General features: G+C 46.4%; 6 protein-coding genes. 4 read left to right on the top strand and 2 right to left on the bottom strand.

Going from position 1 to position 10,939, the window contains the following annotated elements; all coding sequences use genetic code 11:
* Window positions 1-27: 27 nt before the first annotated feature.
* The 3 genes from A3757_RS12065 to A3757_RS12055 all read left to right on the top strand — a co-directional run bounded on the left by A3757_RS12065 (window position 28) and on the right by A3757_RS12055 (window position 10,004).
* Window positions 28-8,133, top strand: coding sequence for a thrombospondin type 3 repeat-containing protein (locus A3757_RS12065; RefSeq protein ID WP_068739691.1), 8,106 nt, complete (start codon window positions 28-30; stop codon window positions 8,131-8,133).
* Between the two features lie 184 nt (window positions 8,134-8,317).
* On the top strand, window positions 8,318-8,992 hold the full coding sequence (locus tag A3757_RS12060; RefSeq protein ID WP_082865026.1) for a thiol:disulfide interchange protein DsbA/DsbL: 675 nt from the start codon (window positions 8,318-8,320) through the stop codon (window positions 8,990-8,992).
* A 142-nt stretch (window positions 8,993-9,134) separates the two neighbouring features.
* Entirely contained in the window at window positions 9,135-10,004 is an 870-nt protein-coding gene (locus tag A3757_RS12055; RefSeq protein WP_068509233.1) for an endonuclease/exonuclease/phosphatase family protein, read from the top strand.
* A gap of 106 nt (window positions 10,005-10,110) precedes the next feature.
* Here the strand turns inward: A3757_RS12055 and rpmG are convergent, their stop codons facing one another.
* Both rpmG and rpmB read right to left on the bottom strand, forming a co-directional pair.
* The gene (gene rpmG / locus A3757_RS12050; protein ID WP_068510851.1) at window positions 10,111-10,266 is read right to left on the bottom strand and encodes a 50S ribosomal protein L33; all 156 of its coding nucleotides are present in this window, start codon (window positions 10,264-10,266) and stop codon (window positions 10,111-10,113) included.
* A gap of 11 nt (window positions 10,267-10,277) precedes the next feature.
* Window positions 10,278-10,514 (bottom strand): 50S ribosomal protein L28, encoded by a 237-nt coding sequence (gene rpmB, locus A3757_RS12045; protein WP_068510857.1) that lies wholly within the window; start codon window positions 10,512-10,514, stop codon window positions 10,278-10,280.
* Between the two features lie 231 nt (window positions 10,515-10,745).
* Here rpmB and A3757_RS12040 point away from each other — a divergent pair.
* The coding region (locus tag A3757_RS12040) for an ROK family protein (RefSeq protein WP_156506295.1) at window positions 10,746-10,939 on the top strand (194 nt) is incomplete at its 3' end.

The following is a 10,939-nucleotide window of genomic DNA, read 5'->3' as shown; positions in this document are numbered from 1 at the left end:
GTAGGTGATGGCCGTGATAATTGCCCAGTGAATAGTAACAGTGATCAGCGTGACTCAGATGGTGACGGCCAAGGTGACGCCTGTGATAGTGATGATGATAACGATACAGTCGAAGATAGCGCAGATAATTGCCCAACAGTACCGAATAGGAATGGCCAGAGCGATAACCTAGACGGTGATGACTTTGGTGATGCCTGTGATGATGATCGTGATGGCGATGATATCAAGAACGGTGTCGATAACTGTCCTTCGACCGCTAACTCGGATCAGGAAGACACTGATGGCAATGGCTTAGGTAATGCTTGTGAAGCTGATAGCGATCAGGATGGTTTCGCCGATCAGTTAGATAACTGCCCTGCCGATGCTAACCCAGGCCAGGAAAACTTCGATGGCGATGCTCGCGGAGATGCTTGTGATGGCGACGATGATAATGATGGCGTGAGTGACCAGGCAGAAGAGGCTGCGGGTTCTGATCCTAAGGACAGCGACTCAGATGATGACGGCGTTGATGATAAGAATGATGCCTTCCCAACAGACGAGACGCGTCAGGAAGACTCTCAGGGTGATGATGACGACGATGGCGTAGCAAACGGCATTGATAATTGTCCAAATGATGCCAACGCGGGTCAGGAAAATTTTGATGGCGATGCGCAAGGCGATGCTTGTGACCATGACGATGACAATGATGGTGCGCCAGATGATGCTGATGACTTCGATAACGATCCAAATGAGCAATCAGACAGTGATGGTGATGGCTTAGGTGACAAATCTGATAACTGCCCAACGGTTGCAAATGAAGACCAGAACAATGCTGACCAAGATGGATTTGGTGATGCTTGTGATGCCGATACCGACAATGATGGAGTAGGCAATGAGCAGGACAACTGCCCTGTCGATATGAACCCTGGACAGCTGAATGCAGACGGCGATGAGTTTGGTGATGTTTGTGATAGTGATGATGATGGTGACGGTGTAGAAGACGCCTTCGATAACTGTCCAATTGACGCTAACAGTAATCAGGAAAACTCTGATTCTGAATCAGATGGTGGTGATGCTTGTGACCATGATGATGATAATGATGGTCTAAGCGACGCGGAGGAAAATGCAAAAGGCACCGACCCGACTGATGCTGATACAGATGACGATGGCGAAAATGATGGTGATGATAATTGCCCGCTGATTGCTAATGCAGGCCAGGAAGATGCCGATGGCAATGGCCAAGGTGATGCCTGCGACATTGATAGTGATGGTGACGGTGTATTGAACACCATGGAAGAAGCTCAGGGTACTTCACCTACCGATGCCGATTCTGATGATGATGGTAGCAATGACGGTGTCGATAACTGCCCAGCAATTGCTAATGCTGATCAGCGTAACTCAGATGATGATGCTGAAGGTGATGCTTGTGATTTGAACGATGACAATGACGCTGTTGATGATGATGCGGATAATTGCCCAACGGTTCCGAATGATGATCAAGCTGATGCCAATGAAGATGGAGTGGGTGATGTTTGTACTGCTGATGAAGATCAGGACGGTATTCCAGATACGGTAGATAACTGCCCTGCGGTGGCAAACCCAGTTCAGGAGAACGCTGATCATGATGCACAAGGCGATGCCTGTGATAACGATGATGACAACGATTCGATTGAAGATGCTAGTGATAACTGCCCGGTTAAGGAGAATGCTGACCAACTTGATCTAGATGGGGATCAGATTGGTGATGTGTGTGATCCGGACTCTGATGGTGATGGCGTTGAAAATCTAGTCGATAATTGCCCATTAATCGTTAACGCGAACCAGGAGAATACTGATCAGGATGGTCAGGGTAATGCTTGTGACTTAGATGATGATAACGATGGCGTATCCGATGAGAATGAAGCGGCTCAAGGTACGGACCCACTGTTAGCGGATAGTGACGACGATGGTAGTCACGATGGAGATGATAACTGCCCGCTAATCGCTAATGAAGAGCAGAAAGACACAGACTCTGATGGCTTGGGTAACGCTTGTGACACCGATGATGATGGCGACACGATTGCTGACGATGTCGATAACTGTCCACTCGATAGTAATGTTGGACAGGCAGATAGCGATGAAAATGGTGTTGGTGACGCGTGTGATGTGCCTTCAGTAGCTTTGTTCTACTTGAATGAACGCATTGTTAACTCTGAAACTGAAACTGATGAGTCAGGCACTGAAGATGGCATTTGTCCTTTCGATGTAAATGATGAAATGACTCGAGTGTCTCTATGGAGACAAGAAGGTTCTGTTCTAAGGGTTAGCTTTGGTGATGAAGGGCATGATGAAGGTGGTGAGTTGATGATCGATCCATCAGGACGCATTAGTGCTTCATTCAGCGATGAGTACAGCGGCGAGCATGGTTCCATGCAAACTGAGTTGGATGTTGATGGTCAGTTGGATGCAGAGTCAGGTGTCATTGTTGCCACCGTTGAAGAGAGCTTCACCTTTGCAAGTGCAGACGGCCAGATTGTTGCGACCTGTGCCTACAATGCAACAGAAACCTTTACGCCGATGGATGAAGTGTCTGCAAGTACTATCTTCGATGGTGAAACCGGAACTAATGTAGGCTTTGTTTGGATGGAAGGCGACGAGCATTATCAGGACTCAGCCAATCAGCCGGTCTTCGACTTCTTCTATGGTGTGATTGATGACACTGAAGAGCGTCGTTATCGATACGACACCAGCACCGGTGCACCGATGTGGGTAGAGGAAACTGAGGAAGACTCAAGTTTCATGCTCGGAGCCAATGGTTGGGTTGAAGTATCAGACAAAATGTTGGTTGAGGGTACGCCAGGTGTTACAGCTAATGTGGTTGCAAAGGATGCAAGCGATAACATTTTAGCGAACTGGCAAGTAACGCCATTCTCTGCGAATGTTACGGAAGAGCCAATGTTTGGTTTGATCCCTCGTGAGTGGAGTGAAGAAGGCCTAACAGCGCCTGAAGAAGTCTTTGCAGGTAGTGAGGTCTTGGCTTTGGGGATACATGCTGTGTCGCAGTTGGATGTTTATGAAGTTCGCTGCGGGGGAGCACCTGATGATGGTCCGGCAGACGGTACCGCACCAACGATGGCTTGTCATAATGCAATGGAAACAGATGACGGTACGGGTAGCCCTGTGTTAGCCGATTCGTTAGGTGACATTATTTATGAAGCAGACTCTTCAATGACAGAGAAATGGCAGGGTATGCCAGCGGGTTACTCTGATGAAGGTGAAGTTTTTGCCTACCTAACGGGTGCCGACACAAGTGGTGATGAGGGTACAAGTGGTGATGTCAGCTTCTATATCTATGACTGGGATAGCGAGTCGCTTGAAGCACTCGATCACTCTTCAAGTTGGACGATAGAGGACCCATTAGGTGATGATACGAACTTGGTGATTTCTTTCGCTTTACCTACAGAGCTTGGTAAAGAGTTTGGTGATGAAATGCCTGATGCTGTGATTGCTTCAATGATCGAAGACTCATCCGACAGTCAGCTCTATGTTCGTACTGGGCATTTCCGCGAAGCAGGTAAGCACCATTATGATAGTGGCTTGAATGGTCCGGCGATTGAGGAGGTTCAGGGTAACTTTAGCTATATTCCTCCAGAGCCAGACTCAGACCACGATGGAGTTGTAGACAGTGAAGATAACTGTATCGATGTGCCAAACCCCGACCAGGCAGATACGGGTGGCGATGGTGTTGGAGATGCCTGTAGTGGCAGTGGTTCTGAAGACGGTGTATTCACAGCTGAGAATGTGGTTGGTCACTTTGCAATCACCTTCCCAGAAGGTGACACCGAGCCTGAGAGCCAGGCTTTCTACAAAATACGAGATGATGGTACGGGGACAGTTTTCTTTGAAGACGGTCCTGCAGAGGGAGAAGAGTTTACCTGGTTAATCGATGGTGAAACCTTAGTCTTGGAAATTACTACTGCTACCGGTTCTCATGACTGGGATGAATATACGCTGACTTCCGGGTCTGTGGACTATGGGAGTATTCGTGCGGTAATCGATGAAGGTAATGATTCCAGTATTGAATATGACGGCCCTGCACAGTGGATGCGTGATATGGGAACTAGCGGCCCAGAAGCCTGTACCACAGGGGATGTCGAAAGTGGCGCGGTTGAAGCGGACTACGACCAAGCTGTCGAGGACTGTGGCGGCCTGGATAAGCTGCTAACGACAGAAGAAGTGAACGATACCGTTTGGTACAGCGAGCAAGATACGGTTGCTTTTGATAGCGGTGGAACCGGCAGCTTCGAAGACCATCACACTGGAACTGAATACACGACTACCTGGTCGATAGATTCTGGCTTTGTTCGCTTTACGGCGACAAGTGCTTCAGGAGTATTCTCTCGTAAGCTAGGCATCTTGTCTGATGGCTTCCCTCATATTTCTACCAAGTTCTTCCATGATGGTGAAGCTAATGACTACATTGCTAGCATGCTGTATGCAGTGAGTGAAGATGCGACTGACAGTGACTCAGACGGTATACCGGATGATATTGATAACTGTCCGACTGATGCAAACAGTGATCAGCAAGATAGCGACCATAATGGAATAGGTGATGCCTGTGATGGGGGAGACACCTCTGGTCATATGTTTACGGTAGAAGAACTTTCTGACCAAACTCGCTTTAATGTTTACTTCGACGATGCGCCAGATGATGGTGGCGACCCTTACTACATTATGGAGTCCATGACCTTTAATTCTGATGGCTCGTTTAGTGCTGAGCTAGATGACAATGCCTTGTCGCGCGGAGAATCACACTATTCAGGTGACTGGAGTATAGAAGCCGGGGACTTGGTTTTATCACTCAATGGAGGCACAGAAACAGAATATATTCACGCCTTTGGGGTCGATGATGAAAATGGTGCGCTACTGGTATGTTGGGGGTCTGTACCTTGTTCTGATGACACGGAATGGTTCTTTGATGGGCAACTATCAGCTGAATCCTTCTTGATGGCAATGAATAATGGTGGGACTGGTGGTACTACAGTCGAAGATGCTGACGGTGATGGTATTGTCGATCAGGAAGATGCGTTTGTTGATGATGCGACAGAGCAGTTTGATACCGATGGCGATGGTATCGGTGATAACGCCGATGCTTGTCCATATACAGCTGATACCACATGCGATGGCTCGGGTGTTCCTAATATGTCTGGTGAGTACCTACTTGCCTGGAGTGTTGACGGAACTAACCCAGATAACGAGATGCTAAATGACTCTGGTGATCAATGTGTTGCGGAAGATGAGTTATCAGGTTTTGCTTTGGTTCGAGTACAGCAGGAAGGAAACCAGGTTATTCTCAATGGAGGTGACGGCGAAGACGGCTGGATGTCGATTGGTACGATCGATACTAATGGCGATTTCTCTGTAGAAGAGCTTAATAACGAACCGGGTCGAAGCTTTGTACTATCAGGTAACTATGATGGTACGGGTATAGCTGGTGGGAGTTTTACGGATTCAGAGCAAAATGAAAGTGAAACCTTAACCTGTTCTTCTAACGGCACTTATACAGGCTCGGCACCCGTTGCCATTACCGAAAGCGATATTGATTCTACGGGGGCAACATGGTTTGAAATAGACTATGACCACGATGCTGCGGGCAATACTCAACTTGAGTTTGAATACGGAACAATAAGTGGTGAGCTTGAGACGCTATTTGAGTTAGACCCTGAAACTGGCATGTGGGTTGATCGTAGCTCAGAAGATATCGGTGCAGGAGAAATGTCGGTACTGACAGCCAATGGCATTGAAAGACTTGATGACCTGTTTATCATTGTCGGTTACGGTGCCGATGGATCAGAAACGCTTGGTGAGACCGCGAGAGTTGCAGCAAGCTTTGATGGTGATCCCAACGATGTTGTCGCGACGGATGTAGATTTGTCCGCCTTTGATGTCTCTGGTTTGCCAGTTCACTTAGCCTTTGGTGATGAAGCTTTCGATGCGGATGCCGTCTTTAGTGATGGCGCAGAGATCTTTGTTGCAGAGCTCAGCGCTGTTAACACTTCGTATATTTTCGAGTGTGATGCAGACTGGTCACCTTGGTTTGCTTCAAACCTTGATTGCGACAATGTGGTGCCAATAGGCTTTGTCGCTGAAGACCCTGATGAGGATGGTATTCATGATCCAATTCCAGCGACGTCTTTTGCTGATGTATTTTCGACCGCGGCAGAGCTACTTGCTCAGCCAGTGACGCAAGAAGTGTCTGATCGGGGGCTGTATATTGGTCATGGTTATGATCATGGTGGATCATTCCATATTCGTGCTTATCTTGAGTCGACTTCAGGTGACGGCAGTGGTTTGGACGGTGATCAAAATGCAGGGATTGGTTTTGTGAAAGTTTATGACCACTCTTCAGATGTATTCCATATAGCTGAACTGGCGATAAGCTCGACAACCATCGATTCACATCAAGTTATTTCTTTCGAGGTGCCTGAATTGGTAGCGAAGCTCGTTGATTTGGATAGTGAAGAGCGTCACCAGTTTATCTTTGTTGATAATTCCGAAACGGCAGGGCCGATTGTGCGCCGAGGAGGAGTACAGCTACAGGGCGCCGGTGATAAGGAACTGATGTTCAATAATGTAGCTTTTGAGGATCTGAAAGCGGCTGTCATCTTACCGGGTAATGGTGGCGGAACGGGCGGTGCTCCGGCTGGAGAGAATATCGGCCTTTGGCTACTTGATAACGGTGGCAGTGACTACCATGCAGTTGTCTTTTATGGTGATGCGAATTATATCGTAGGGCATACTGCAAACTCGGAATCCGATCCGGTTTATGGTGTGCTACCAACTTCTGCAGAGCATGGCACATATACATGGGACCCAACAAGCGGTGTTTTTGAACCAAATAAAGTTGGCGAAAGTGACGGTGATGGAGGGCTTGATAATGCCATTGGCGAGATGACCATGGTGATCGATGGCGATGTATTAACGTTCGATGATGATATAGGCCCGGATGAGCTTGTGCGAGGATACTCTGATACGAACCCACTAATTGGTGCCTGGCAGATACCTGAGCCGGGTAATATGAATATTCTGGTTTTTGTGGATGAAACTCGCTACATCATTATGCATACCAACAACGGAGAAGAGCATGATGTTGGTGTGATAGTGCCAACTTCAGCAGAGCACGGAACTTATACCTGGGATCAGGAAACAGGAGATTTCTCTGTTTCCGTGCTGGGTCAAAGCGACGGTGAGGGCGGTTTATCTCATCCTTCAGGTCTCGGTTGGAGCATGTCTTTAAATGGAGACGCGCTTAGCCTAGATGATGGTGAAGGTTCCTTTGTACTTCAGCGTGTGGGCGCAGATCCATTTGCTGCGGCAAGCAATAATGGAGTGGACTTCTCGGACTCTGCAACTCTGACGCAAGGACAAGAGCTGGGAGTTCTGGGTTCTGGTCTCTTAAGAGAATGGTATGACGATGGCACTTCGACAGAGTATGAAGAATATTATGTATTTGACAGCTCAGGTAATACTGGACGATTCGTCTGGAGGCATGATGACGAAAGTGCTGGAACAACAGATACAGGTGATGAGGCAACAACTTGGTTGGTAGATAGCTCAGGTAATCTTGAAATTACTATTGCTGGTTTATCTGAAGTACATGACGTGGCATTAGCTGATTTTAGTGACTTGTTCAGGCCCGAAATTGTCGTCAAAAAGGACGGTATGATGGAAGGACCTACGCGTGCCGAGCTAATGGTGACTCAGTCTACCTTAGCCTCAGAAGTGCCTAGCCCTGTTGATTTGACGGCTGAGAGTGATTTATTGGGTACCTACTTTTTTGAACATAACCTAAGTGAGCAAATGATTTTTGCTAGCGGGGGCGTATTTTCAGAAGTATGGGATGGAGGTTCTGAGACAGGTTTAAGCTGGTCGCTCGATACTTCAACAGATGAAATCTTGATATGTTTTGAGGGCGGCGGTACATCAACTGTTGATTGCCCGGATAGTTCACTCGATTATGTTTATGTTGAATCAGTAACAGACGACACATCAAATGCAGATGATAACTCAGAAACAACAGAAGTATGGGGGTTCGCTGGCTGGTGGCAAGTTGATGCATCGACCGGATTAGGTTCCTTCTTCCGGGATAAAGCATTTAAACAGCCCTTACCTTAAAATGAAGTAAAAAAAGCCAGGTCAGCGACCTGGCTTTTTCGTATCTATACCTTCCGGCCAGACGATAGGCCTACTAAAGGCATTTACCCAGACTCTAACTAAATGGTCATCTAGGTGTTATTGACCTGTAAAACCTTAAAGCTATTATGGATAGTTCGTTTAAATAGTTATTAAGGGGGCCTTTGTGTCTGATAAAAAGAGCCAGAATCGTTTTTGGTTGATGCCGTTTGTAGCGATCATGCTACTGCTTAGTCAAATGAGTTTTGCAGCGGATCTTTGGGAAAAAGGGCGCCACTATAAAGAATTGCCTTACCCGGTAAAAACCGCAGACCCTTCTAAAATAGAAATACTAGAGCTATTTTGGTATGGCTGCCCGCATTGTTACGAATTTAACAATGACCACTTACCTGAGTGGGAGAAAAGCTTGGCGGATGATGTAGATTTCCGTTTAATGCCAGCAACCTTCCCTGGTTGGGTAGAGCATGCAAAAGCTTATTACGCAGCTGAGTTCCTGGGTGTGTACAAAGAGATGCACCAGTACTTATTCGATAAGATCGTATCGAACCCTAAGAAGTATAAAGACGTAGACGACATAAAAGTTTTGTTTATGGATAAAGGCATAAAGTCTGAAGACTTTGATAAGGTATTTGAGGCCAGTGGGTTTAGAAAGATTTCCAAGATAGATGAGGCGATCAAAAAAGCTCAAGACAAGATCAAGAAGTTGCGTATTACAGGTGTACCGGCTTTGATTGTTAATGGCAAATACAAAATCGGTGTTCGTGACGCAGGCAGCTTTGGCAATATGGTAAAGATTGCGAATTATCTGGTTAATAAAGAACGAGAAGCTAAGAAGAACTAGTGCCGGATTTGTCGTTTTTAAGAATGGGGTGATGAGCCCCATTTTTTTTGCCTTGAGAAAATCATAAGGGCCGCTTATGCTGTTGTTAAGGCCGATTAATGTGGTAATGAATAGTCGTCGTGAAACAGGGTAATTCTAGTTTATGTATCAACGAATCAAACATCGTATCAGTGAACTGATTACGCCGATCAATGAGTCGCTACAAAACGCAGCATCGCAACAGGTGCACCCTGAAGAACTGAAAAAGACCCCGTTTCTTGAAACAGACAAAACGATTCGACTATTAACCTTCAATATTCAAGTGGGTATTTCCACCTCTTCCTACCGTCACTATCTGACACGTAGTTGGCAGCACGTTTTGCCTCACAAAAAGCGGCAAGACAATCTGGATAAAATTGCTGAGCTGATTAGTCAGTACGATATGGTGGCTTTGCAGGAGGTCGATGGCGGTAGCTTGCGCAGCGGATTTATTAATCAGGTCGAATACCTTGCGAGTAATGCAGGTTTGCCGTTTTGGTATCAGCAGTTAAATAGAAATTTTGGTCCTGTAGCAAAGCATAGTAATGGCTTGTTAAGTCGTTTCCGGCCAATCAAGGTTGAAGAGCATCGCTTGCCTGGCTTAATACCTGGCCGAGGCGTGATTGTTGCCGAGTACGGAAAAGAGGAAGATCCGATCGTATTGGTGATTATGCACTTGTCGCTCAGCGATAGTGCCCAAAAACAGCAGCTACGTTTTGTTCGGGATTTGGTTGATGACTATAACCATGTGGTGTTGATGGGCGACATGAATACCCATGCCGAGAAAATACTGCATGACTCTCCGCTAAAAGGAGCCGGCTTGGTGACTTTGCCGGGCGTATCTCATTCATTTCCTAGCTGGCGCCCTGAAAAGGCCTTAGATCATATTCTGGTGAGTCGTAGCCTATTGGTTAAGAGGGCGGGCGTGGTAACGTTTCCGGTATCTGACCATTTACCCATCGAATTAGAGGTAAAACTACCCAAAGGCTATTAGCTTGAAACTTTGAAAATATAGACATAGACAGGCACAAAAAACCCGACAATAAAGTCGGGCTTTTCAATGGAAGCAATAAGCTGCCTACCTCGAAAGGTAGAAAATCTTACTTGATTTTAGCTTCTTTGTAGACCACGTGCTTACGCACAACTGGGTCATACTTTTTGATTTCCATCTTTTCTGGCATGTTACGCTTGTTCTTGTCAGTCGTGTAGAAATGACCAGTACCAGCGCTTGAAACTAAACGGATTTTATCACGCATTGCTCAATCTCCTAAACTTTCTCGCCGCGAGCACGTAGTTCACTAAGAACTGTCTCGATGCCTTTTTTATCGATAATACGCATACCTTTGGTAGATACACGAAGCTTAACAAAACGCTTCTCGCCCTCAACCCAAAAACGGTGAGATTGTAAATTAGGCAAAAAACGACGACGTGTGCGGTTTTTTGCGTGTGAAACGTTGTTTCCTGCTACTGGGCGCTTGCCTGTAACCTGACATACTCTAGACATTGTAACCTTGCCTCCAACTTCGAAACGTCCCTTGAAAGCACGTTCAAAAAAATTCAAATATCGGACCCTTTTTTGGAGTCCTCACTAAAGAGCCCGCCTTTATACCAGAAAGCATTTTTAATCGCAAAAAATATTTTCAAAAATGTGTATAAACTTGTAACGTGGTATCGGCTTTATCAGGTACAAAATGACGCTCATATTTGGGTGTGGATGGTTGATAGAAGGGGATTTATGAAACTTGGTGTGGATCTCGGTGGTACGAAAATAGAGGCTGTTGTCTTGGACGGTCAAAAAGTTCTCTGGCGGCAACGAGTTGCAACACCAAAAAATGATTATGGGCAAACCTTACAGGCAATTGCGAGTCTAGTTGGTGAGGCGAAACAGGTCTGTGGTTTGAGCCAGGGTGAAGCAATTGGCATTGGTGC

Source organism: Oleiphilus sp. HI0117, assembly GCF_001635235.1.
Note: the sequence above shows the minus strand (reverse complement) of the source record. Positions and strands in the feature narration are given on the sequence as shown.

What these genes read in the sequence shown, in the direction of transcription:
- A3757_RS12055 (WP_068509233.1), top strand. Translation starts at nt 9,135, where the DNA reads ATGTATCAACGAATCAAACATCGTATCAGTGAACTGATTACGCCGATC.
- rpmB (WP_068510857.1), bottom strand. Translation starts at nt 10,514, where the DNA reads ATGTCTAGAGTATGTCAGGTTACAGGCAAGCGCCCAGTAGCAGGAAAC.
- rpmG (WP_068510851.1), bottom strand. Translation starts at nt 10,266, where the DNA reads ATGCGTGATAAAATCCGTTTAGTTTCAAGCGCTGGTACTGGTCATTTC.